This is a genomic window from Roseibium sp. R5, assembly GCF_055755305.1.
The window spans coordinates 2,842,302-2,866,500 of record NZ_CM146910.1; the positions used below are offsets into that span (position 1 = coordinate 2,842,302).

Here is a 24,199-nt window from a genome sequence, read left to right on the forward strand (position 1 = left end):
ATTCCGATTGCGGCTCATACCTGGTCCAGACCAGCGAATATCCCCAAGATGAAGATCGCGTAAACACCGATGATGGCGTGGGAAATGATTGAAGGGACGACACTGCCGGAGCGCATGAACAACCAGCCCCATAGAAGCGACGGGGCTATGACAGCGAGCGACACGAGCGGGTTTAGGTGGGCATGAAGAACCGCGAACAGAAGTGTCGATACCAGATTGGCCACCCAGCCCGCCGGGCCGATCACGCCGGTAAGAAAACTCTGCAGCGGTGCCTGGATGGCGCAGCGGATCGCAAATTGCTGAAACAGCACCGAAACTAGATAGATTGCCAAAGCGATGAGAAACAGCCCGGGCTCCCGGACCCGGGTTCCATCGTCCAGAACCAGGAAACTGAAGAGCTCAGGTGGCGTGGCACCATCCTCGCGGGCGAGTGAAATGAAGATCAGTTTGCCGAGCGTCATCAGGACACAGAAACCCAGCGACCAGACAATACTCTCAACCACGTAGCGCCGTTCCGGGCGCAGATTGAGCTTCAGGGTCCGGCTTTCCGGAGAGGACCAGCGGTCAAGGAAAAACGCGATGATGACGAGTGTCAGGAGCGCGATCACCGGACCAAGATCGTAGAAATGGGCTCGTGCGAGTTTCTGAATCGGCTCCAGGAGAAGGGTGAACACGCTGAAAATTGTAAGGATCGCGACGATGAAACGTCCCGTTGATGCGCGCTCGCGTTCGCGGTCAGCCGTTCGGGTCAAAAGCTCCACCCGCTCACTTTCATCTGCAAGCATCACCAGGACACCAATGCGTTCATCGGAGCCTTTCCGGTGAAGCAAAACCGTCCGGACACTGAGGTGGAGCACACCCTCCGGCCGTTCCAGGCTGATCGTTGCAACGTGTTCCTTGTCCGGCTGCCGGACAGCCTCAAGCACACAGTCTGTGAAGGCGTCGAGATCTTCCAGCGGCAGGAAGACCTCGGCAACCGTCAGTCCAACCACGTCGGTTGCCGTGAGCCCAATGATTGCTTCAGCACCGGGATTGAACGATGTCAGTACCCCATGGGGATCAATGGTGATGATACCGTCGCGGGATGAAGCGACAATATCGTCTGTCATCGCCGCCGGAAAAATCTGCGTTTGATCCGGGTCAGTCAAAAGAGCACCGGGCTAGAGCTGAACTGCTGCGGGTCACAGCGAAAACTGAAATTGATGTGGTCACAGAAGCAGTCAATCAGGATGTGCAAGTATCGATCTGCGGCCAACATAGCCGCAACAAGCCCACTCGCGCCACCCGTCTCGCACCGTGGTCCACTGCAGAGGCGGACTTATGCTACCTCGAACCAGTCCATCATGCCGGAGGCCGCATGTCCAAGCATGTGGCAGTGAACCAGCCATTTGCCGGGATTGTCGGCGACCAATGCAAACTTCACGGTTTCGCCACGCTGGGTTGTAAACGTGTCGCGCCAGTCTGGGTGAGCCAGCTTCTCGCCGTTTCGCTCCAGAACCCGGAAATGATGGCCGTGCAGATGGATCGCGTGGGGGAAGGCGGTGTTGTTGGTGCTTTCCAATATGATTGTCTCACCGCGTTTTGCTGAGAAAAGCGGTTTGTCGCCCATGCCCGCCTGGCCGTTGAATGCCCAGAAGTTTCCGGCCTGTACCAACTCCCGCATGGACATTTCTTGACCCTTCATTGTGGCCGATTGCATCCGGCCCATGGCGCCGCCCGCCATGACGAGCGGGAAAGACCGGGCGTTTGCAAGATCGGGTTCTGGAAGAGAGTTGGGCGCTGGAACTCTCAGTTCCTCCGGCTCTGCTTTCTCACCGGACACAACGAAATTGGCAAAGGTGAAAGGCTGGCCTGTCATCATTTCAAACGGGATCGGGCCGGCGCTTGCTGGCTTCATCACAAGATCCATGCGCTGGGCGGGCGCGAGCTGTATGACGCCGTCAATGTCTCTGGCTGTGTCGAAGCCTTGACCGTCCAGTGCGATGACCTTGGCGCCAAAACGGGACGGGGCCAGATCAAGGACACGAGAGGCTGAAGTGTTGATCAGGCGGATACGATGCCAGCGGCCTTTCGTGACCGGAATATCGGGCAGCGATGTGCCGTTGATGGTCAACCAGTTGCCAAGCCGTCCAGCATGAGAGAAATCATGCCGGGCACCGAAGCTCGCCGTATCAAGCAGGCCATTGTCGTCCAATCGCCAATCGGACAGCGAAAGGATGATGTCGGCATCCGGCGCGAAGGGATTGTCGTCCTCTTCGATAATGAGAGGACCGGCCAACCCGCGTGGCACCTGGTTCCAGCTCATGTGATGGGCGTGATACCAGTATGTTCCAGCATCCGGTGCGACAAAATCGTAGTCGAAGGTCTCACCTGGCTGGACAGCTGGCTGTGTGAGCCCGGAAACGCCATCCATGGCATTGTCGATCCGGATACCATGCCAGTGGACTGAGGTCGGTTCGTCAAGGCGGTTCTTGAAGCGAACCTTGACCCGCTCCCCGCGTTTAACCCGGATTTCAGGGCCGGGAAGCTTTCCATTATAGAGCCAGAGATCGGACAGGCCGCCATCTTCGCCGTAAAGCCTGCCTTGCCCTTTGACGGCTTCAAGCTGAATAAAGCCATTACCGCTGGCTGCCATTGTAAATCGCGGCATGCTCAATAGCGCTGCAGCAGACGATGCTGATTGTAGGAACTGTCTTCTATTCATGGTGTCTTCACGGCCATAAAAGTGTCAGCGAGGATGGGACCGGGCCTGTCGGGCTTAGAACGCAGGGCCGGTCGTCTTCGGAATAATAGGGTGGGACTATGGGGCTTCCAGTTGCAGGAAGGTCAAGCCCGTGCCGTACAAATGCGCTGCGTATGAAAAAGCGCTCGTTTTCCGGCTGGTACACGTGTTACGAGCCGGTTGATCATGAGAATCGAGCGGGAGTGGGTTTTGTCTGAAATTGTCGTTATTGCTGCTGTGGCCAAAAACGGGATCATTGGCGCCGACAATGATATGCCCTGGCGGTTGTCATCCGATCTTAAGCGCTTCAAAGCCATGACCTTGGGCAAACCGGTCATCATGGGCCGGAAGACATTTTTGTCTTTTGGCGGGAAACCTTTGCCCGGCCGTCCGCACATCGTGATATCGCGAGATCCTGAGTATAAGCCCGATGGTGCAGAAGCGGCGACCTCTCTTGAAAGCGCGATGGACCGCGCGCGTGAAATTGCCGCAGACACGTCTGTAGATGAGATTGCAATCATCGGTGGTGGTCAGATTTATGCTCAAGCGATGGACCTGGCTGATCGTCTGGAAATCACAGAAGTCGCTGCCGACCCCATCGGAGATACGCGGTTCCCTGAGATTGATACTGCTATCTGGTCGGAAACTGCCCGCGTATCCGGAGAGCAAACGGAAAAAGACAGTGCACCGTTCACATTTGTAACCTATCGGCGCAAATGAGCACTCACGCGATCTGTGGAGACAATTTTGAAGAATAAGCTTAACGGCGCCTGGAACGTATTTGACGCTTTGAGCCCAAGGGACGTGCATGATCTCTTAAAGCTTCGGCAGGATGTGTTCATGCTGGAACAGGACTGCCTTTTTCCGGAAATTGACGGCAAAGACCCGGACACCGAGCATTATTTCCTGCGGGATGCGGAAACCGGCGCTCTCGCGGGCGCAATCCGATTGTCATCGAGCGGCGATGACGCGATCCGGATTGGCCGTGTCGTTGTGGCGCAGTCCCATCGCGGCCTTGGTCTTGGCCGCGACTTGATGCTGGCGGGCATGGAAAAGGCGCGGCAAATTGCGCCAACTGGGGAAGTGCACCTTTCCGCGCAGGCTCATCTGGAAAAATTCTATGCATCCCTTGGGTTTCAGACGGTTTCCGAAGTCTATTTGGAAGACGATATTCCCCACATCGACATGATCGCAGCGCTTTAGAATCGCCTGATGACCTTTCAAGTCCGGTTCAATACCTAATGGGGCTTGAAAATCGACGGCAAATAGCCCACCTGCGGTCCGGGAAGATCACGTTGTTCATATGGTGGGAAGCCGGGTGCTGCGTTGAAAGCACAAGGTAACCTCCCTATAACCTACGTTGAGTCAGAACGGGCGAAAGCCCAAATCCAGCCGCGGATATCGTGGCTGGAGTTCACAGAAGGAAGTCTTGATGCCTTGGAGCAATCAGTCAGGTGGCGGTGGTGGCCCCTGGGGTGGTGGAAACAACGGCGGCCCATGGGGCGGCGGTGGAGGAAACAACAACGGTCCGTGGGGCGGTGGTCCCAATCGGGGCGGTGGCGGCGGCGGTGGCAATCCGCCTGACCTTGAAGAACTCCTGAAACGCACCCAGGACCGCATGAAAAACGTCCTGCCAGGTGGCGGCGGTGGTCTCGGCATCCTGGGCATTCTGATTGTTATTGGCCTTGGTGTCCTTGGTTGGCTCGCAACCGGTGTCTACATCGTTGACGAAGGTCGCGGTGAGGTCGGTGTTGAGCTTGTGCTTGGTAAGGTTACAGACCAGACAGGCACCGGTTTCCACTATAATTGGCCATATCCGATCGGTGAGGTTTACAAGCCGCAGGTCGAGCAGCAGCGCGAAACCACCGTTGGTGTTGAAGAGCTCTTCACGAACACCGGCGCAGTCCGCTCCCGCGATGTTCCGGAAGAGAGCCTCATGCTGACTGGTGACGAAAACATCGTTGACGTCGGCTTCAAGGTGCAGTGGCGTATCAAGAACACCCGTGATGGCATCACAAACTTCCTGTTCAACATTCAGAACCCGGAAGGCACTGTAAAGGCAGTTGCGGAAAGCGCGATGCGTGAGGTCGTTGGCGAGTCCAACATTGACGCGATCCTGACGCAGAACCGCGTGACCATTCAGAATGATGTTTCCACCTTGATGCAAAGCACTCTGGACTCCTATCAGGCTGGTATCGAGATCACCGAAGTGCAAATGCAGAAGGTTGACCCGCCTCAGCAGGTTATCGACTCATTTCGTGACGTTCAGGCCGCACGTGCGGACCAGGAGCGGATCCAGAACGAAGCGCAAGCCTACGCCAACCGGATGGTTCCGGAAGCGCGCGGTGAAGCGGCCCGTATTCTGGAACGTGCGAATGCCTACAAAGAGCAGGCAATTGCCGAAGCGACCGGTCAATCACAGCGTTTCACCAAAATCTATGAAGAGTACAGAAATGCGCCTGATGTGACGCGCGAACGTCTGTACCTGGAAACCCTGGAGAGAGTCTTGGGTGATAACAACAAGATCATCATCGACAGCAACTCTGCTGGATCTGGCGTCCTGCCGTTCCTGCCGTTGAACGACCTCAACGGTCGTGGCGCCGGCCAGTCCACCCGTACGGGAGGGAACTGATCATGCGTAGCGGTATTTTTGGTATTGTTGTCGTTGTTATCGGCTTCCTGCTGTACACCTCAATCTTCATTGTCAATCCGACGCAACAGGCACTGGTCCTGCAGCTCGGACGTGTCGACCGTGTGATCCAGGAGCCGGGCCCGCAGTTGAAATACCCGTTCGTGCAGAACGTGGTTTACCTCGACAAGCGGATCCTTGATCTGAACATGAGCCCGCAGGAAGTGATTGCAGCTGACCTGAAGCGTCTCGTCGTGGATGCCTTCGCACGCTACCGGATTTCAAACCCGGTCCTGTTCTATCAGCGCGTGAACAACATCACGACGGCGAACCAGCGTTTGTCGACCTTCCTTCAGTCCTCACTCCGTTCCGAGTTGGGTAAGGCATCCTTCGAAGCCATCGTCCGGGATGACCGGTCTGGCCTCATGGAGCAGATCCGTCAGGAAGTTTCCCAGGCGGCGTCTGAGCTTGGCATTGAAGTTGTCGACGTGAAGATCCGCCGTGCGGACCTTCCGGATGCGAACTCGCAGGCGATTTTCGCACGGATGCAGACCGAGCGTCAGCGGGAAGCGACAGAGATCCGCGCGCAGGGTGAAGAGCAATCCCGCCGTATCCGGTCTCGTGCCGACCGTGATGCAACCGTTCTTGTCGCAGAAGCCAACCGTGATTCAGAAATCATTCGCGGTGATGGCGATGCGGAGCGGAACCGGATTTTTGCTGAAGCCTTCGGCGCAGATCCTGAGTTCTTCGCTTTTTATCGGTCCATGCAGGCATATGAAGCCGGGCTGCAGTCTGGCGATACGAGCTTGGTCCTGTCTCCGGATTCCAGCTTCTTCCGGTTCTTCAAGGATCCGACCGGCGTGAATGCTCCGGCCGGCGGTGGTGGATCTGACGATGTGGAAGATATCCGGTCACCCTCGCTCGCCGCGCAATGAATGAGCTTTTAACGGCGATCGGTTTGGTCCTGGTGTTGGAAGGAGTTCTGTACGCAATTGCGCCAGGTGGCATGAAAAATGTCATGCGCAGTGCTCTGGAAACACCGGACCAAACGCTTCGCGCCGCGGGACTAGGCGCGGCCGTTATTGGCGTATTTCTTGTGTGGATCATCCGCGGATAGCGAAAAGTTTAAGGGCGGGAGGGGCCAAAACCTCCCGCCCGTTCTATATTGTCTGCTAAGTCCTGGGTATCGCCCAGTCCCGTTCGCACTCTCACGACAGTCACGATGGCTGGTATGGAGGATAAAGCCCTATGGCTCTGAAACTATTACGCCAAGGCATGCCGCGCGTTGTCTGTGCAACGGCGGGCATTATGCTCGGCGGTTTGATTGCGGTAACCCCGTTCCAAGGCTCTCATGCGCATGACGGCCATGGACCTGAAAGTGTCGCAGACCTCGCCGAGAACCTGGCAGATGCCGTGGTAAACATTTCTACGGCTCAAACAGTTCAGGGACAGCGGTCTGTTCCGATGCCGCAGGTTCCCGAGGGCTCTCCTTTTCAGGAGTTTTTTGAAGAATTCTTCAACCGCCAGAACCGCGACGATGACCAGCCTCGCCGTGTCCAGTCCCTCGGCTCTGGTTTTGTTCTGGACGGTGAAGCCGGGATCATCATCACAAACAACCACGTGATCGAAGGTGCCGACGAAGTCACGGCAAACTTCAACGACGGCACCAAGCTGCGTGCCGAAGTAATTGGAACTGATGAGAAAACGGATATCGCCGTTCTCAAGGTGGAGCCGGAAACCCCGCTGAAAGAGGTCGGTTTCGGCGATTCTGACGGTATCCGTGTCGGCGACTGGGTCATGGCGATCGGCAACCCGTTCGGCCTTGGTGGCACGGTCACCGTTGGTATCGTGTCTGCCCGGAACCGCGACATCAATGCGGGCCCTTACGACAACTTCATTCAGACCGACGCCTCCATCAACCGCGGCAACTCCGGTGGCCCGCTGTTTGATATGGACGGCAATGTGATCGGCATCAACACGGCCATTATCTCGCCGTCCGGCGGATCCATTGGCATTGGCTTTGCGATTCCGGCGAAGACTGCCATCCGCGTTATCGATCAGCTGCGCGAGTTTGGTGAAACCCGCCGTGGCTGGCTTGGTGTCCGTATCCAGGAAGTGACGGACGAAATCGCAGAGAGCCTTGGCATGGACGATGCGATTGGGGCGCTTGTTGCCGGCGTGACCGATGATGGCCCGGCTGCCAAGGGCGAAATCGAGGCGGGAGACGTCATCATCAAGTTTGACGGCAAGACCGTTGAATCCATGCGGGAACTGCCGCGGATGGTTGCCGAAACGGCGATTGGCAAGGAAGTCGATGTCGTTGTGCTTCGGAAAGGCGAGGAAGTGACGATCCGCGTGACCTTGGAGCGTCTTGAAGAAAACCAGGTCACCGAGGCAAGCGCGCCTGCAGAGCAGGAGCCGGATCAGCCGGCTGAAACCAGCAAGGTGCTTGGCATGACCTTGGCAGAGCTTGATGACGCATTGCGCCAGCAGTTTTCCATTGAAGAAGACGTGACAGGGGTCGTTGTGACCGAAGTCGAGGCCGGGTCTTCTGCAGAAGAAAAGCGGGTGATGGCAGGCGATGTCATCAAAGAGGTCGCCCAAGAGGCTGTGTCGACACCGGCAGAGGTCGAAGCGGAAATCCAGAAACTCAAGGATGACGGCCGCCGGTCAGCGCTTCTGCTTCTGTCCAACCCGACCGGCGATGTTCGTTTTGTTCCGGTTCGGATCGAGGACAACTAGGCTTTTCGGCTCTGACGGAAAATCGAAAGGGCGCCAATGGGCGCCCTTTTTTCTTTTGTGAAAGCTCTTAGCTCAGCACAAAGTCCTGATCCGCATATCCCTGGAAATAGAGGAGGGCGGTGAGGTCGCCGTGGTCGATGCGGAAGTCTGCAGCCGCAGCGACAGCCGGTTTTGCCCGATAGGCGATGCCAGCTCCAGCGCGCTCAATCATCGCCAGATCATTTGCACCGTCCCCGACCGCAATCGTGTCATCGAACGACAGTCCCTTGTCTGCGACCAGCGCCTCCAGGCGCTCGCGCTTGGCGTCGCGTCCAAGAATTGGTTCTGCGACAAGGCCGGACAGCTTTCCGTCATCCTCCAGAAGGATGTTGGCCTGGTTTTCATCAAAGCCGATCATGGCGGCGATCGTGCCTGTGAAGTGGGTAAAGCCCCCTGACACCAAGGCACAATAGGCCCCATTGGCTTTCATGGTTTGCACAAGCGTTCGGCCACCGGGCATAAGCGTGATGCGATTGCTCAGAACGCTATCGATGGCAGAAAGCGGCAAGCCCTTGAGGAGGGACACCCGTTCACGAAGGGCCGGTTCGAAATCGATCTCACCGCGCATGGCCCGCTCGGTGATCTCGGATATTTTCTCTTTCAGGCCGAGCTCGGCCGCCAGTTCATCGATGCATTCCTGGCGGATCATTGTGGAGTCCATATCCGCAATCAGCAGCTTTTTCTTGCGGCTTTCCACTGGCTGAACGAACACATCAACCGGAGCGGCAGCTATGATTTCCCGCAGCTTTGTGTCGGCAGCCCTTGCGTCGACCCCATCAAAGAAGATATCCGCAGCTACACCGGGATTAAGTGTGGTTGGCGGCGTGTCAGATTTTAGCGCGTCCGCCGCCCTTTGAGCCAAATCTACGCCTACGGCAGGGGCAGTCGGCTTTGACACCAGGGTAGCGACGAGAGACATGGACAAATCCTTTGAAACAGGGCCGGGCAGTGCGCACAAGCGGCGCGCCATTCTGATAGCGGGCCCAACGGCCAGCGGCAAGTCAGCCTTGGCGATTGAATTGGCAAAACGGGTCAATGGGGTCGTTGTCAATGCCGATTCCATGCAGCTTTACGAGGATCTGCGCCTTGTCAGTGCGCGCCCATCCGAAGACGAGGAGGCTGAGGTTCCGCATCGCCTCTATGGCGTCCTGCCATCGTCGGAAGCTTTTTCGACAGGCGCGTGGTTGCGCCGGATGTCAGAAGAACTGGAGCTGATCTGGTCTGCCGGGCAGATCCCGGTCCTTGTTGGCGGAACGGGGCTGTACTTCAAGGCATTAACCGAGGGCTTTGCCGAGCTCCCCGAAATTCCGGAAGACGTGCGCACAAAAGCCCGCTCTCTAGCCGACGATGGCGGCGTTCCAGCGCTTAAGGCGGCATTGGCCGAGGCGGGCGACCGCAACGGCGCTGAAGGGCTCAATGATCCGCAGCGCTTGGCGCGGGCGCTCGAAGTGCTTTTGACCACCGGCCGGCCGCTGACGGAGCTCCAGACCGAACAGCAGTCACCACCGCTTTTGGACATCGACGACTGCCTGTGCCTGGTACTCGCGCCGCCACGTCCATGGCTTCACGACAGGATTAAAAAACGGGCCGGCCTCATGCTGACCCCGGAGGGAATGGAAGAAGTCAAAACCCTGCTCGCGCGGGAGTTGTCATATAAATTGCCGGCCATGCGGGCCATTGGCGTAAAGGAAATCGCAGGTTTATTAACAGGCAGCCGCGATATTGGGGAAACGGAGTACCGGCTTGTTGTTGCAACGCGTCAGTACGCCAAACGTCAGGAAACCTGGTTCCGCAATCAGATGCCGGACTGGCAACGGCTTGACCCGTCGAAAGAAATTGACACTGCCCGAATTGCCGACGAATTTCTGCGCGCTGAGTGAAACCAGAAGTTTGTGCAGTACACTGTAAGTTTCACGTTAACTTGTTGTAAATACGAATATTTTCATCGATAATTACGCATTATACTTTGGTCTGTCATGCGAAAGGCACAATTCAGGGTTACATGAGCCCTGTGAAAAGAAACGAGGCCGCGAACCCTCGTCATGGATAACTCCAAAGCCGGTACCCAGGAGGATGATATGCAGACGATAATTCTCGAATGCGACACCATTCGCCTTGTTCCGCTGTCCTTGTCGGACACCGACCTCATCAAATCACTTCAGGTGAATTGCGGCGGCAATGGATGTCTGGAAGGCAGTGATGCCTGCAAAGCCATGGCTGCCGAAAAATTCGTCCAGTCCGCACTCCAGTCACAAGATGACTTCGGTGTCTCCCGTTGGAAGGTTGAGACACAAGATGGGGAATTTCTGGGCTGGGCAGGGTTCACGCCCTTGTCGGAGACGTCTGAAATCAGTCTTGGTTATTGCCTGCCGTCCACGCACGGAAAGATATCGAATGTGCCCCGACGTTTGTGCAAAGCGCTGACGGACTGGTTCTTCCGAGAAACCTATTTCTCCCATCTTGTATCCGTCGTACGGGTTGATAATCGAGCCATGCGGCAGGTTATCCTGGACGCCGGTTTCACGCATCGGGAGAGCAAGGCCATCGGTGGCATGCAGGCCGATCTTTTCCAAATGCTCAGCCCGTCGATGCAGACCTACCTCATGAGCGCTTGAGGTCCACACAATCCAATGCGAAACGAAAAAAGCGGCACCTTCTGGCGCCGCTTTTTTGGCCTCAGGGACATGACCCTGCTGTCCCTTCGGATCAGACCGCCTGCAGCGCGCCTGGATTGCTCGCCTGCCGGCGCTGCGCCAGCTTGTTCATGGCAGATACATACGCCCTTGCAGACGCGACGAGCGTGTCTGTATCCGCGCCCTTACCCGTCGCGATCCGGCCATCTGCTTCCAAGCGGACTGACACTTCAGCTTGCGCGTCCGTGCCCTCGGTCACCGCGTGCACCTGGTAGAGCGACAGGGTTGCCTCGTGCGGTGAGATCGCCTTGATCGCGTTGAACGTCGCATCGACCGGGCCATCGCCGGTTGCTTCTTTCGTTACATGCTGGCCGTCCACATCCATGGTCAAGATAGCCTTCTGGGGGCCGCCCGTTCCGGCAATTACCGTCAGAGCGATAACCTTGGTGCTTTCGCCCAGGATGTTGATTTCGTCCTCGACCAGCGCTTCAATGTCTTCGTCGTAGACGTGCTTCTTGCGGTCGGCCAGATCCTTGAATCGGCGGAAGGCATCCTGCAAGGCGTTGTCACCCAGCTCAAAGCCCAATTCACGCAGCTTGTCGCGGAACGCATGGCGGCCGGAGTGCTTGCCCATGACCAAAGACGTGGCTTTGACGCCGACATCTTCCGGACGCATGATTTCGTAGGTTTCTGCGTTTTTCAGCATGCCGTCCTGGTGAATGCCGCTCTCATGAGCAAACGCGTTCTTGCCAACGATGGCCTTGTTGTACTGAACGGCAAAGCCGGACGCGCCAGCCACCATTTTGGATGCGCGGACCAGGAATTGCGGGTCGATCTGCGTTTCGTAAGGCAGGATGTCGCCACGGGTGCGGATCGCCATGACAATTTCTTCCAGGGACGCGTTGCCCGCACGTTCGCCCAAGCCGTTGATCGTGCACTCGATCTGCCGTGCGCCGCCGGCAACCCCAGCCAGGGAGTTGGCAACCGCCAGGCCCAGATCGTCGTGACAGTGTACGGAGAAGATGGCCTGATCGGAGTTCGGGACGCGCTCGATGATCTGCTCGAACATCGCCTTGTATTCATCCGGCGTCGCATAACCGACGGTATCCGGCAGATTGATCGTGGTCGCGCCGCATTTGATCGCGGCTTCCACACAACGGCACAGATAGTCGATCGGTGTGCGAGTCGCATCCATGGCCGACCATTCGACATCGTCGATCAGATTGCGTGAGCGGGTAACGGTGTCGGTGATGATTTCCAGAACCTCTTCCTGGTTCTTGTTCATCTGGAACTGCAGATGGATCGGGGAGGTGGAAACGAATGTATGGATCCGGCCCTTTCCCGCATATTTGACAGCTTCGCCACACCGGTCGATGTCGGCGTGAATAGCGCGGGCCAGACCAGCGATGGTTGAGTTCTGGGACCGTTTGGCGATTTCACGTACGGCTTCAAAGTCACCGTTGGAGGCGATCGGGAAACCGGCTTCGATAATGTCGACACCCATTTCATCGAGAATTTCTGCAATTTGCAGCTTTTCTTCCAATGTCATCGACGCACCAGGCGATTGTTCTCCATCGCGCAAGGTTGTGTCGAAGATGCGGATCTGATCCTTCCCGGAGGTGGCAGTCATGATGTTTCGTCCCTTAGCTGGATCGGGCCGTTTTGAGCTATCGGGTGGGGCGCGCGATCCTAATTTTCTGATGCGGTTCTAAGACTTCTCCCCTAAGTGCCCGTTCGCTTCAAAACATGCGAACAGCCGACGCTCAGGGGCATCTAAGAAGGAGGAGATCGCCAAGTAGGAGAAGGCCGCCGCGCTGCTGGATCTGCGCGTCGATAGAAGATGCTGCAATGTCGCGATGAGCGATCATGGGTCTTCTTTTGGCCTTTGGTCGTTCCAAAATACGACACCAAGTCTGCTCTCAAAGAGTGACTGGTGCGTTAATGTCCGTAGTTCTTAGGGCAGGATTGTTTTTGATGCAACCAGCTTTTGCGGAGCTTACCCTGTTTGATCGAGATAGAAAAAATTCTGGATTTCATATTTTGGTCGTTGGAAAGGGCTGGCTTTGGCGGATGTTTTGCTAAAACGGATGTCCGAAACACTTTTGGGAGCAGAGCGGTGATCCGGAAGACAGCAACATTGATGTGTGCCGTGGCCGGAGCGGTCGCCTTGCTCTGTGTGCCGAACGGTCTTGCGAGTGCAGATGAGGACGGCTTTGTCGCAGAATGGTCGGTTAAGCCCGAGTTCGATGGCAAAAAGAAGCTGCGGAAGAGCATCAGCGGTGCCGCCTGTGCCCCCGTCTCGCCGCCAGTCTGTGTCGTCGCTCTGGATGAAAAGCAGCGAACGCAGTTTTTCACCATAGACGGCAATCGGATCATACCGGGTAAATCCATGCGTTTGTTGCCAAAGGAGCTGAACGGCGCAAAAACCGGCGAGATCGATGCAGAAGGCGCCGCTTACGGTGACGGGTATTTCTATATCGTCGGATCGCATGGGCTGAGCCGCAAGAAAGCAGAGTTCAATCCCTCCTCTTTCTTTCTATTCCGGTTTTCGGTTGATGAAGAGACCGGGTTTCCAGAGTTCGAGTTTTCCAAGAAGAAGGTTGCCCCGGACATCGAGCGGACCGATGCGCTCAGAGCGATCTTGAAAGGTGCGCCGGATCCTATTGGCCAATATGCCGAAAAGCCGCTGGGTGAGGGCGGCGGCGGCGTCAACATCGAAGGCCTCGCATACCATGATGGCAGGCTTTACATTGGTCTGCGCGGTCCTTCCGTCGATGGCCGTGCATTTCTGCGCAGTGTCAATGTCGATGCGCTGTTTTCCAACTCAAAACCGGATTTGGACGTGATTGAGTTGGCCCTCGGAAGTGGAACCGGGGTCCGGGATCTCGCCGCCGTTTCTGACGGTCTTCTTGTTCTGGCGGGGCCGGTGCAATCGAAGGGCGGCTATTCTGTCCATCATCTGGCGCTTCCCAGCGGCGCGCTGAAGAAGCTGGCTGATTTGGAGATGCCGGACAAAGACCAGAAAGCCGAAACTGTTCTGGTCCTGAATGAAGGTCCGGAAACCGTCAAGATCTTGATCATGTATGACGGCGCCAATGATGGCGGTCCGAGGGAGTATCTCCTGACCAAGTAAAACTTCCCTTGTCAGAGGAAGTTTTTATTGACCGTACTGATCCCGCCGCCGGACCCAGGACATGGGGTAGGGCAAATCGTCTTCATGACGTCCCATTGGGGTCAGGTCCAAGAGATTGTAGGCCATGTTGAGGATGTCCAGGCCCCGGCCATAAGTCGAGTAGCTATGGCCGATGCGGCCATCATCCAATTTCAAGAACGCGCTGACGCCCGGCAATTCTTCCGCGAAAGTCGTTTCCTTGTAATTGTACCCATTGCCATTTGAGACTACTTTACCCGGAAAGGTCACTCCAAAATCCCTGCTGAAGGAGTTGCCGGCCGTGGAGGCCCAGGTGAAAGACCAGCCAAAGCGTTTTTGGTATTCTATGAGCGTCTCAATGGCGGCGTTGGATGTGGAAATCAGCGCTGTGTCTCGGGCCGCCAAGTGGACATCCAATCGCTCATAATTGTCGGCCCAAAAGGAACAGCTCGGGCAGCCTTCCTCCCAGGTTTCGCCAAACATGAAATGATAGACAAGCAGTTGCGGATGTGGCCCAAACAGCTCTGACAAGGTTTTCTTTCCATTTGCTGTCTCAAAGACATAATCTTCAGTCACCTCGACTATCGGCAAGGCGCGCCGGGTTTCCGACAACCTGTCCCGTTCTTTGGTAAAAGCTTTTTCCTGGTCCAGAAGAACCTTGCGGGCGTCCAGCCAGGTGGTCCGGTCGACGAAATTCACTTCCATTGCGCAATCCTCCTCAGCCTATTATTCGGCAAGAAATCCGGTCATTCGGTGGAGGCAATCCGCCCAGCCGGTGCCAACACCAAGACGGGCGTCCTCAGTTTTGATGGCTTCGTGCCGCAGCCGCACTTGCGTGGCGCTTCCGGCCGCTTTGAAAGAAATGGACACGAAAGAGCGATCGGTTTCCTGCCGTGTGCCATCTGCGAGCTCGACAATGTGACGCCAACTGAATTTCAGAAGGTTTGGTGCCGCAATCTCCAGATATTCACCTTCCAGACGCTCCTGCTTTTCGTGGTCATCTTGCAGGACAAACCGCCATAATCCGCCGACCTTGAGGTCGATCTCAACATCGGCCAGGCGGCCAGCTGGCAGGAACCAGTCATTGATCTCTTCGGGCACCGTAAATGCCCGGAAAACCCGGGCAGGTGTTGCGCGGAAAAGGCCTTCAACCAGGATAGGCTCCTGTCCCGGCGCGGATTTTAGGAAGTCTTTTTCAAACGGTTGAGCTGTCATTTTTGAGTGTCCTTGTTGGCAAGGTGAAGAGCCAGAGCGTCAAATCGGTCAAGCCAGAAGGCTTCGTATTTGCTGAGCCAGTCGACGGCTTCCTTGATCGGGGCGCCTTTCAGCCGGCAGTGTTTGGTCCTGCCACGCTTTTCGATATCAACCAATCCAGCCTCTGAGAGAACGCGCATGTGTTTGGAAACTGCGGTCAAAGACATGTCGAAGGGGGCGGCCAAATCGGACAGGGTTGCTTCGCCATTCGCAAGCCTGGCGACAATGGCGCGGCGGGTGCCGTCGCTGAGTGCGGAGAAGGTGGCGTCAAGTTGCTGCATATCGCTCATGTGCTTTAGTGAATTTTTTGGTTGAGTATAATGTTGAAGAAAAAAGTCAACCGATTGGTTGAGTGTTGTTCAGCAATAGACATGGCCCAGTTCGCCAGGCCTTTTTATGAGAACTAATTCATGTTTTTTCACAGGCACCACCGCATTGCCGACGCCTGAGACAGGCGGACGGTGCGTTTTGCCGGCAGACAGTGAAATTAGCTATTAGAGGAAGAGTTCACCCCGGGCGACCAGCGTTGCCTGTCCGCCAACCCGGATGGCATGCATGTCTCCGTTTTCAATATCGATCTCCAGATCGATCAACGACGGACGGCCCATCTCGAAGCCCTGCTCGATCCGGATGTGATGGGTGCCAGCTGTCAGCCCATCATAATGCCGGATCACGCCCGCAAAAGCGGCTGCGGCGGAGCCGGTCGCCGGGTCTTCCATGATGCCCATGTCGGGTGCGAACAAGCGGGCGTGGAACGCACTGTCATGAGACCGGGTTTCCCGGCAATAGACGTAGGCATCGTTATGCTCGTCATTGCCAAAGCCCTTCTTCCACATTGCGGGGACCGGCTTTGCCTGCGCCAGGGCATTCAGATCCCGGACCGGGATGAAATTGAAGGCTGGACCGACCTTGAACCGGGAGGGTGCATGATTTTCAAAGCCAATGTCTGACGGCTCCAGATTGAGCGCGGCCGCGATGAGTTCAATATTCTGCGTCGGACCAGCCGGTTCCGGCAGCGCCGGCACATCAAACTCCGCGAATGCAGTTGCATTTTCCCGCAAGATCACGGCACAGCGGACTGTACCGATCTTTTGCTTCAGGACGACCACCGCGTCTTGCTCTCCGGAGACATCGCCAAAGCGCTCAACGGCCATCAAAATCGCCGTGCCGACAGTTGGGTGACCTGCAAAGGGCAACTCGCATTTCGGTGTGAAAATCCGCATGGAAGCAGAGTGGCCAGGGTTCTCAGGCGGGAACACAAACACAGTTTCGGACAAGTTGAACTCGCCGGCAATCTTTTGCATTTGCTCATCGCTTAGGTCCTCACTGTCCAGCACCACGGCCAGCGGATTTCCAGCCAATGCCTTGTTTGTAAAGACGTCCAAGATCGCGTAGCGGCGGCTCATGCAGTGTTCTCCCTGGAGATCGAACGCGTTTATAGTTCGAAGGTGAGCGGACTTTTACATTTCTTCGCAAGTCCCGCCAGACCTTTGCCGCGATTGTTGGTGAACAAACTCTTGCGTGGCCGGGTGCTGATGGCTGTGATTGACGGATAGCTGCGCTAAATGCGGAATAAGCGCTTTGTTGAGATCAGAGCTCTCCAAGGACGTGAGACAGCTGGTCTGCAAAGACACTTTTAGAAGGCTCCGTTTTGGTGGGGCGGTACGTATGGTCGAGACGGTCAAGCAAAAAAAAAGGACTGCTCTTGGAGAAGCAGTCCTTCGAAAGGTTTCTTTGCCAGTCTGCCAATAAGCGGTAGAAATCAACCCGCCCATCTTCATACTGATTTAAAAAGTCTCAAAGTGGCCCAAGCAGAAGATAGTATGCCCGAAACAAAAAATTGCTCCCTATCTCTGCTCTACTGAAATATCATCAGCAATATATCCATGCTACTGAGCGGCTGTTCGGTCTTCAAGCCTTATTCGTCTTCGTTCTCAAATTGATAACGTTCAAATGACCAGAAGACCGCGAGGAGCGCTGCCACACACCGATCTATTACAGAACGCTGAAAGTTTAACTTCGCGCGCTTTGAATCGGACTTTGATTGGGCTGGTTCATAGTCAAAATTGAAGACGTATTTCTTCGGCGAAGTGTCTGAAATTGCAAGGATGTGCTGGGTATCAAGCAACCTGCGGATGATCCGGTTCATGGTCGGCCGGGTAATGTTTAATTGCTGTGCCAACTTGGCCTCAGAGACACCACCTTCGCCATCAGACGCAGCGGTTATTCGCATGACAACTGCGGTAGTATCATAACTGTCCAGATTAAGATGGGTCTTTACAGAATCTATATTGTCGAAAATGAGATCAGCGATCTCAACCGCTATAGTATTGTCGTTGTTCTTACCATTTTTCATTGTTGGCGTCGCTTCTTCACAGATTGGCTGGATCTTCTCAATTTGAGAACCAATGAACAGCCATTTGAACCAAGTGTGTCGGGGTCTATCTCAATTTGACCAACTGCGGCATTGATATAACCGGCATCGATGACTGGTCGGGGGCTTGCGATCATCTTTCACGGGCGTGGCGGCGGTTTATTCAATTGAGCTCTTGCGTTGGTGTTTACAAAGGGTAGGCGTCCTCAGTTGCTGAATGCTAAAAGTCTTTCAATTGATACACTCGGATAAGCCCTTTTCGGGATCTCCCATGGCTCCAGCGTTTGTGTCTAGCGCAAGATATGGTTTCCAAGCGCCCTCGCATAGGAGGCGACCTTACGATCGGTAAGGTCTCGTCCCGATCGGATGATGCGGATGTCAGCAAGCTCCTTTTCCTCTGAGGCCATCGAATGTGCGATGATGTCATGACGGAGCGCTTCGGCTGACCGGTCGCTGTCGAAAACTTGCGCAACGCTGATACGAGCACCGTCGAAAACGATCAGCAAGTCGTCTGGCACAAGATCATTTAAGCGAAGCCCAGTCTCTTCCTTCAGTTCCCGCGCGATCGCACCCCGGATGTCGATCAGCCCAGTCGGGCCGACGTCAGCCGGATCAAGGTTGCCACCAGGTGGGTAGATCTGACCGGCGGTTGCTGTATGGGCGGACATGACACCGTAGAGGAGTGCGCCGTCCGATGAGCGTATGACCGCCGAGCCGAAGAGGTTGAATGTTGTCAGATCCGGAGCGCCCCAATCCCGCCAAGTCAGGAACGCGGCATAAGAGCATTCCGTGCACACACCGGTGAGGGCTCCATTGTCAAATGAATGACTGGTAAGCTTGAGCGTTCTGCCGTTCCAAAGCTCCGGGATCCGCCTTTGTTGCTCCGCAAAGTGTGCGGAAATTTCAGTGGCATTTCCCGTTTCAAAATCCCAAGCGTTTGATGAGACCGACAGCGTGATTTCTGAAATCGGCACTACATTGCCCACAAGTGTCTTTTCCATCAGGGGCATGAACCGGCCTGGCGCCATTTTGCTGGCTTCCTGGCCGACAGTCTTGTACTGTCTCCGCTCATAAAAACCGCCTGCATTCACCTCACTGCGCAGAGTGACCTTGTCACAACCAATCTGACGGGCACGATCTTCGCTGCGCTGGAGAAGCAGGGTGCCTATGCCTTTCTTTTGAGCGCCTGGCGAAACATAGAGATACTCGAGTGTGACGGATTGAGGCGTGTTTTGCTTTAGTCCGGAAAAAGCGATCGCATGACCGGCGTCTTCGGCAACAATCATCTCCTGCTCGGTGATCATATCCGATGTGATTTGCCACTGCTCACGCCACTGGCACATCAGGTCTTCGGGATACCCCCAAGAGGCCTTTGCATCGTGCATGATCTGAGTGAGAGCCGACGCATCGTCTGCGTGCGCGGCACGGAGTTTCAAAGGCATAGCTGTCCAATCAGTTATGATCAGACAGCCGTAGTGATTGAATGTGAAAGTTGCAAGTCGGTTGATGGCCTACCTGATGAACGTTCCGTTCTGGAGTTCCGTGATCGCCTGCATCAGTTCTTCACGGGTGTTCATGACGATCGGACCGTGCCACGCTACAGGTTCATTGATGGGGGCGCCCGAGACCAGCAGAAAACGGATCCCGTTCTCACCGGCATGAACCACGATCTCGTCGCCCGTACCGAATATGACCAGCGTGCGGTCTCCGGTCTGGTCGCGGATCTTGAGCTCTTCGCCCCCGAACTCCTTTTCGGTCAGCACGCCAAATGGATCCGAAGCACCTTCAAACTTTCCTGAACCTTCGAAGATGTATGCGAAGGTCTGTTTGTAAGTATCGACTTTGAAACGCTTTTTTCGTCCCGCAGGAACATGAATGTCCAGATACTGCGGGTCGGCTGCAATCCCGTCGACAGGACCCTTCTTGCCCCAAAACTCGCCAATGATCACACGTGCGGATGTGCCGTCATCATCCACGACGACGGGGATGTCCTTGCCTTCGATATCCTGGTAGCGCGGTTCCGTCATTTTCAGGGATGAGGGCAGGTTGGCCCAGAGTTGAAATCCGTGCATCTTGCCGGTCTCATCCCCCTTGGGCATCTCCTGGTGCATGATCCCGCGGCCCGCCGTCATCCATTGCACAGAGCCTGCGCCAAGTGTGCCTGTGTTTCCCAGACTGTCGCCATGCTCCACGGTGCCCTTCAGCACATAAGTGATCGTCTCAATGCCCCGATGCGGGTGCCAGGGAAATCCGGCGAGATAGTCTTCAGGGCGGTTGTTGCGGAAATCGTCCATCATCAGAAACGGATCCAGCATCTCCGGATCTTGAAAACCGAAGACCCGTTCCAACTTGACGCCAGCGCCTTCAAGTGTGGACTGGGTTGAACCGATATGGGTTACTGGGCGAACGGACATGGCATTTTCCAGACTTGATTGAGTGTTGCCTTGAAAAATAGCGGATCTGTCTCGGAAACCCATAGGGGAGCGGTTGGACGCAGCGTTTCGCCATTTGAAACAATCATCGGTCCTCTGCTGACAGGAGCTGTCAAGATGGAGCCAGCCTTGTATCTTGCAGTTGATTGGACCACATGCGAGTGTGCCCGCCCAAACGACCCGCAGTCTGCCGGTCTGAATTATTTCAAAAAACTGGTTAGATTTTCATGACGCCGATCCTTTCCGTCCAAGATCTGGAAAAAACCTATGATGGCGGGTTTCAGGCGCTGAAATCGGTGTCCCTTGAGATTGAGAAAGGTGAGGTTTTCGCGCTTCTCGGTCCCAACGGTGCCGGCAAAACGACCTTAATCAGCACAATCTGCGGTCTCGTCCGCCCGACATCTGGAAGTATCACCGTTGGCGGGCACGATGCACTCAAAGACTACCGCGCGGCGCGGCGAATGATTGGTCTGGTGCCCCAGGAAATGCCGACAGCGCCCTTCGAAATGGTTGGCGATACCGTGGCCTTGAGCCGGGGTCTGTTTGGTTTGAAACCAAACCCGGACCTGGTTGAGAAAATACTCAAGGACCTCACGCTTTGGGATAAGCGCAAAAACCCGATCATGGCTCTTTCCGGAGGTATGAAACGCCGGCTTTTGGTGGCCAAGGCTCTGGCCCATGAGCCGGAGATCCTGTTCTTGGATGAGCCGACAGCAGGGGTGGATGTGGAACTGCGCCACGACATGTGGCGCATCGTTGGCGAGCTGAAGGACAAGGGCGTCACGATCATCCTGACAACGCACTATATTGAAGAAGCGGAAGAGATGGCCGACCGGGTCGGGGTCATCAATAAGGGGGAGATCATCCTTGTTGAGGACAAGAACCGGCTCATGCAAAAGCTCGGCCGCAAGGAGTTGACGCTGTCTCTCAGTTGCGCGGTAACAAACCTTCCCCCTGAGCTGCAGAAGTACGATCTCAAGCTGTCCGAAGACGGCAGCAGTTTGACCTATACCTACGACACGCAAGGTGAGCGGACGGGCATCACCGCCTTGCTGACGGATCTTTCAAAAGCCGGTGTTTATTTCCATGATCTTCAGACCGATCAGTCCTCGCTGGAGGATATTTTCGTCGATCTTGTGAAAAAGGGAGACTGAGCCCTATGCACCTGACTTTTCTGCCGCTGAGCAAGGACAAAACGAATGAATTTTGAAGCGGTCAAAGCAATTTATCTCGCCGAAATGGCGCGCACCAAACGCACGATCATGCAGTCGATCATCTCACCGGTGATCTCCACGGTTCTCTATTTTGTTGTATTTGGTGCAGCAATCGGATCCCGGATTAGCGAGGTGGATGGTGTCTCGTATGGCGCGTTTATCGTACCGGGCCTGATCATGCTGTCTTTGATGACGCAGAGCCTGTCGAACGCCTCCTTCGGCATTTATTTCCCGCAGTTTACAGGCACGATCTTCGAGGTGTTGTCGGCACCAATCTCATTTTTGGAAATAACGATCGCCTATGTTGGAGCCGCTGCAACAAAATCGATTGTTGTTGGTTTGATCATACTGATCACGGCCAACTTTTTCGTCGACATTGAAATCCAACATCCGTTCTGGATGGCGGCCTTCTTTTTGTTGACGGCCATCACGTTTGCGCTGCTCGGTTTCATCATCGGCATTTGGGCCGACAATTTCGAGAAGCTGCAATTCGTCCCGCTTTTGATCGTGACGCCGCTCGCCTTTCTGGGGGGGAGCTTTTACTCGATCTCGATGTTGCCTGAGGTCTGGCAGAAGGTGACGTTGATCAACCCGGTCGTCTATCTGATTTCAGGATTCCGGTGGAGTTTTTACGGCCAGGCCGACGTCTCTCTTTGGCTCTCGCTTTTCATGACGCTCCTGTTTTTGGGTGTCTCCCTTGCGATTGTTCATTGGATCTTTAAAACGGGTTACAAGCTGAAACCGTAAGGGGTCTCCGAGTTGAGTTTGAGGGGCATTATGAGTTCTTCGCGCTTTTTGCGCAGTCTTTCGGCGGTGGTGCTGGCGGCGTTTTTGGCTGCCTGTCAAACGGCAGGTGCGCCTTCGCAATCTGGCACACCTTCCGGTCAGTCTGCAGCGGTTCAGACCGCGTCTTTGCCGGTTGTCAGCTATGCACCGGCAACCGCTCAGGAGCGGGGCTTCTCGGCCCTTGTGCTGAATGCCGCAACGGGCCAGGAACTCTATGCTGTCAACGCAGATGCCCCGCGCTTCCCGGCGTCCCTCACAAAGATGATGACGCTATACATGCTGTTTGAGAGCGTCAGTTCCGGCGAAAACCGGTTGTCGAGCCCCTTGAATATTTCGGCAAACGCAGCGTCCCAGCCACCGGCCAAGATTGGCCTGAAAGCCGGCAGCACGATTACGGTCGAGCAGGCGGCCCGGGCACTGGCCGTCAAGTCCGCCAATGATGTTGGCGTGGCCGTTGCTGAAAACCTCGCCGGCAGTGAAGCCGCTTTTGCGCGTGAAATGACCCAAAAGGCCCGTGCGCTGGGCCTGTCGCGCACCCGTTTTGTCAATGCCACCGGCCTTCCAGATCCGGCGCAAGTGACCACAGCACGGGACATGGCAAAGCTTGGCCTCGCGCTGAAGCGCCGGTTTCCGCAATATGCCAGTTATTACCGGTCTCAGTCGTTCACCTACAATGGGCGGTCATTCCGGGCGACCAACAATCTCTTGGGCAAGGTCCAGGGCGTTGATGGTTTGAAAACCGGATACGTGCGCATGTCTGGCTACAATCTCGTCGCCACAGTCCGCCGCGGCGGCAAGCAACTGATTGTTGTAGTCATGGGCGGTAAATCGGAGCAGGCTCGCGATGCCGAAGTCACACGGCTGATCGAAGCTCATTTTTGAACTGGTTTAGAAGAGTCTATAGACCAAAAAAAGCATCATCCAGCTTGGCTGCAGTCCGTCATAATCGTCTGATTGCGGCCGGATTTCTTAGCTGCATATAGGCTTTGGTCTACAGCTGACAGCAGTTCGGTATAGGGGCGATTGCTAAGGCCGAAGTATACGCCAATTGAAGTGGTGACATTTATTTTTTGCCCGGTTCCCAGTTGAACAGACATGTCTTGAAGCGACTGGCGAATACGTTCCGCTGTACGTTCCGTCTGCTCTCTCGTTGTATTGCTTGCTATCACAGCAAATTCTTCGCCGCCAAGACGGGCCACAAACCTTGGTTTTGGTGTCATGCTTTTTAACAGGCTTACAAACTCGATAAGAACCTGATCGCCTGCCGGGTGACCGTATTTGTCGTTCACTGATTTGAAGTGATCCAGGTCGAACTGGAATAGTGCAAATGGTTCAGGATCCTTCCGGGCCAGCAGCAACTTTAGGAACTGATCAAACGCCCGTCGGTTGAAGGCGTTTGTTAACGGATCTCGCAACGCTTCTTCGCGGTTATCACGAGCTATCCGCTCATGAACAAACGCAAAGAGAAATGTTCCGTTTAAAACAGTGAAAATGATACCAACTAAAAGATGTGTTGTTAGTATGCCGGCGTGTATTTCATCTTCGATTTCGTTCCAAGGTGAAAATATTATGTGTATTAGGTGAAATGCAGAAATACTACTGTGAAGCACGGCAGAGAACAAAAATCCATACCGGGATGTTTGTTCTTGTAATGGGGATGTCAAAAGGAGGCGTATGCAGAAAATACAGCTGACGACAACGGTGATCTGGTTCAATGTATCTGTGTATTGGCTTTGCTGTTCTGTGAAGGAATAAAATGCAGCGCAAGCGGCCAATAGGGTCCCGATATAAAGGAATGTCCGCGAAACACTTTTGTTTGCCAGACGTGCCATTCCCTCGACGTAGAAATAAAATGTCGGAAAGAGTAAAAAGTTGCCGATTTGCAAAGCTGCAAACTGGCTGTAGGCAAATCCGACTGTCGAGAAAATTAGCGAAACGGTTCCAAAGCCGAAACAGAATGTCCAGCTGCGCCAGAAACTCCGTTTTGGTTCAACATATCCGGCGATGAGCGTGGCGATAAAAAATATAACGCTACAAAGAACGTTGACAGCAAAGAGCGTCGGAATATTCAGTATCATCAAGTCGCACTCAGGATTATTTCTGTGCCGGCAAATCTAGATAAACTGTGATTCAGTTAAAGAAACACTTCAAACGAAAAGTATTTTAAGGTGTAAGAATTGCGATTTGATTGTTTGGGACTTCTAGTGCGAAGGCGAGTTTCAG

The 24,199-nt window shown here is 55.0% G+C and carries 24 protein-coding genes; 12 read left to right on the forward strand and 12 right to left on the reverse strand.

Features of this window, described 5'->3' with window-relative positions; all coding sequences use genetic code 11:
* Positions 1-14: 14 nt before the first annotated feature.
* Positions 15-1,109 carry a CPBP family intramembrane glutamic endopeptidase gene (locus AC0J4F_RS13210; protein WP_473023694.1) on the reverse strand — a complete coding sequence of 365 codons (1,095 nt, stop codon included), beginning with the start codon at positions 1,107-1,109 and terminating at the stop codon, positions 15-17.
* A 209-nt stretch (positions 1,110-1,318) separates the two neighbouring features.
* Positions 1,319-2,650, reverse strand: coding sequence for a multicopper oxidase family protein (locus AC0J4F_RS13215; RefSeq protein ID WP_473023695.1), 1,332 nt, complete (start codon positions 2,648-2,650; stop codon positions 1,319-1,321).
* A 258-nt stretch (positions 2,651-2,908) separates the two neighbouring features.
* Here AC0J4F_RS13215 and AC0J4F_RS13220 point away from each other — a divergent pair, with 258 nt between their 5' ends.
* From AC0J4F_RS13220 to AC0J4F_RS13245, 6 genes are all read left to right on the forward strand, one after another.
* Positions 2,909-3,442, forward strand: a complete 534-nt coding sequence (locus AC0J4F_RS13220) for a dihydrofolate reductase (protein ID WP_133946644.1) — start codon at positions 2,909-2,911, stop codon at positions 3,440-3,442.
* 27 nt (positions 3,443-3,469) lie between these two features.
* Positions 3,470-3,925: a GNAT family N-acetyltransferase gene (locus tag AC0J4F_RS13225; RefSeq protein WP_473023696.1), complete on the forward strand. Its 456-nt coding sequence runs from the start codon at positions 3,470-3,472 to the stop codon at positions 3,923-3,925.
* Between the two features lie 229 nt (positions 3,926-4,154).
* Positions 4,155-5,354, forward strand: coding sequence for an FtsH protease activity modulator HflK (gene hflK, locus AC0J4F_RS13230; RefSeq protein WP_133946646.1), 1,200 nt, complete (start codon positions 4,155-4,157; stop codon positions 5,352-5,354).
* A 2-nt stretch (positions 5,355-5,356) separates the two neighbouring features.
* Positions 5,357-6,286: a protease modulator HflC gene (gene hflC / locus AC0J4F_RS13235; protein WP_473023697.1), complete on the forward strand. Its 930-nt coding sequence runs from the start codon at positions 5,357-5,359 to the stop codon at positions 6,284-6,286.
* Positions 6,283-6,468, forward strand: a complete 186-nt coding sequence (locus AC0J4F_RS13240) for a DUF2065 domain-containing protein (RefSeq protein ID WP_008190419.1) — start codon at positions 6,283-6,285, stop codon at positions 6,466-6,468. The genes hflC and AC0J4F_RS13240 overlap by 4 nt, the downstream gene beginning before the upstream one ends.
* Before the next feature lie 131 nt (positions 6,469-6,599).
* Positions 6,600-8,093 (forward strand): Do family serine endopeptidase, encoded by a 1,494-nt coding sequence (locus AC0J4F_RS13245; RefSeq protein ID WP_473023698.1) that lies wholly within the window; start codon positions 6,600-6,602, stop codon positions 8,091-8,093.
* A 67-nt stretch (positions 8,094-8,160) separates the two neighbouring features.
* Here AC0J4F_RS13245 and serB read toward each other — a convergent pair whose 3' ends face one another.
* Positions 8,161-9,051 (reverse strand): phosphoserine phosphatase SerB, encoded by an 891-nt coding sequence (serB, locus tag AC0J4F_RS13250; protein ID WP_209174027.1) that lies wholly within the window; start codon positions 9,049-9,051, stop codon positions 8,161-8,163.
* On the opposite strand from serB, the gene miaA reads away from it, so the two are divergent.
* Entirely contained in the window at positions 9,050-10,012 is a 963-nt protein-coding gene (gene miaA, locus AC0J4F_RS13255) for a tRNA (adenosine(37)-N6)-dimethylallyltransferase MiaA (protein ID WP_473023699.1), read from the forward strand. The genes serB and miaA overlap by 2 nt on opposite strands.
* A 198-nt stretch (positions 10,013-10,210) precedes the next feature.
* A complete protein-coding gene (locus tag AC0J4F_RS13260; RefSeq protein WP_473023700.1) occupies positions 10,211-10,747 on the forward strand; it encodes a GNAT family N-acetyltransferase in 537 nt (178 codons plus the stop codon).
* A gap of 91 nt (positions 10,748-10,838) precedes the next feature.
* Here AC0J4F_RS13260 and AC0J4F_RS13265 read toward each other — a convergent pair whose 3' ends face one another.
* Positions 10,839-12,395: a 2-isopropylmalate synthase gene (locus tag AC0J4F_RS13265; protein WP_473023701.1), complete on the reverse strand. Its 1,557-nt coding sequence runs from the start codon at positions 12,393-12,395 to the stop codon at positions 10,839-10,841.
* A 486-nt stretch (positions 12,396-12,881) separates the two neighbouring features.
* Between AC0J4F_RS13265 and AC0J4F_RS13270 the strand changes: the two genes are divergently transcribed.
* Complete coding sequence (locus AC0J4F_RS13270; RefSeq protein WP_473023702.1) at positions 12,882-13,898, forward strand: DUF3616 domain-containing protein; 1,017 nt, start codon at positions 12,882-12,884, stop codon at positions 13,896-13,898.
* 24 nt (positions 13,899-13,922) lie between these two features.
* Here AC0J4F_RS13270 and AC0J4F_RS13275 read toward each other — a convergent pair whose 3' ends face one another.
* From AC0J4F_RS13275 to AC0J4F_RS13305, 7 genes are all read right to left on the reverse strand, one after another.
* Positions 13,923-14,621, reverse strand: coding sequence for a DUF899 domain-containing protein (locus AC0J4F_RS13275; RefSeq protein WP_473023703.1), 699 nt, complete (start codon positions 14,619-14,621; stop codon positions 13,923-13,925).
* Positions 14,622-14,642: 21 nt separating this feature from the next.
* Positions 14,643-15,131: an SRPBCC family protein gene (locus AC0J4F_RS13280; protein ID WP_473023704.1), complete on the reverse strand. Its 489-nt coding sequence runs from the start codon at positions 15,129-15,131 to the stop codon at positions 14,643-14,645.
* The gene (locus AC0J4F_RS13285) at positions 15,128-15,451 is read right to left on the reverse strand and encodes an ArsR/SmtB family transcription factor (RefSeq protein ID WP_235812880.1); all 324 of its coding nucleotides are present in this window, start codon (positions 15,449-15,451) and stop codon (positions 15,128-15,130) included. The genes AC0J4F_RS13280 and AC0J4F_RS13285 overlap by 4 nt, the downstream gene beginning before the upstream one ends.
* A 213-nt stretch (positions 15,452-15,664) precedes the next feature.
* Positions 15,665-16,576, reverse strand: a complete 912-nt coding sequence (locus tag AC0J4F_RS13290) for a PhzF family phenazine biosynthesis protein (RefSeq protein WP_209178553.1) — start codon at positions 16,574-16,576, stop codon at positions 15,665-15,667.
* Positions 16,577-17,088: 512 nt separating this feature from the next.
* A complete protein-coding gene (locus AC0J4F_RS13295) occupies positions 17,089-17,526 on the reverse strand; it encodes a hypothetical protein (RefSeq protein WP_133946656.1) in 438 nt (145 codons plus the stop codon).
* Positions 17,527-17,834: 308 nt separating this feature from the next.
* A complete protein-coding gene (locus AC0J4F_RS13300; protein ID WP_473023705.1) occupies positions 17,835-18,986 on the reverse strand; it encodes a GNAT family N-acetyltransferase in 1,152 nt (383 codons plus the stop codon).
* A 69-nt stretch (positions 18,987-19,055) separates the two neighbouring features.
* A complete protein-coding gene (locus AC0J4F_RS13305) occupies positions 19,056-19,958 on the reverse strand; it encodes a pirin family protein (protein WP_473023706.1) in 903 nt (300 codons plus the stop codon).
* Positions 19,959-20,203: 245 nt separating this feature from the next.
* On the opposite strand from AC0J4F_RS13305, the gene AC0J4F_RS13310 reads away from it, so the two are divergent.
* From AC0J4F_RS13310 to AC0J4F_RS13320, 3 genes are read left to right on the forward strand one after another with little or no spacing between them, the layout of a single operon-like run.
* Positions 20,204-21,130 carry an ABC transporter ATP-binding protein gene (locus AC0J4F_RS13310; protein WP_473023707.1) on the forward strand — a complete coding sequence of 309 codons (927 nt, stop codon included), beginning with the start codon at positions 20,204-20,206 and terminating at the stop codon, positions 21,128-21,130.
* A 45-nt stretch (positions 21,131-21,175) separates the two neighbouring features.
* On the forward strand, positions 21,176-21,937 hold the full coding sequence (locus AC0J4F_RS13315; protein WP_209178550.1) for an ABC transporter permease: 762 nt from the start codon (positions 21,176-21,178) through the stop codon (positions 21,935-21,937).
* 30 nt (positions 21,938-21,967) lie between these two features.
* On the forward strand, positions 21,968-22,858 hold the full coding sequence (locus AC0J4F_RS13320) for a D-alanyl-D-alanine carboxypeptidase family protein (protein WP_473023708.1): 891 nt from the start codon (positions 21,968-21,970) through the stop codon (positions 22,856-22,858).
* 35 nt (positions 22,859-22,893) lie between these two features.
* On the opposite strand, the gene AC0J4F_RS13325 is transcribed toward AC0J4F_RS13320, so the two are convergent.
* On the reverse strand, positions 22,894-24,054 hold the full coding sequence (locus tag AC0J4F_RS13325) for a GGDEF domain-containing protein (protein ID WP_133946662.1): 1,161 nt from the start codon (positions 24,052-24,054) through the stop codon (positions 22,894-22,896).
* Between the last annotated feature and the right edge of the window lie 145 nt (positions 24,055-24,199).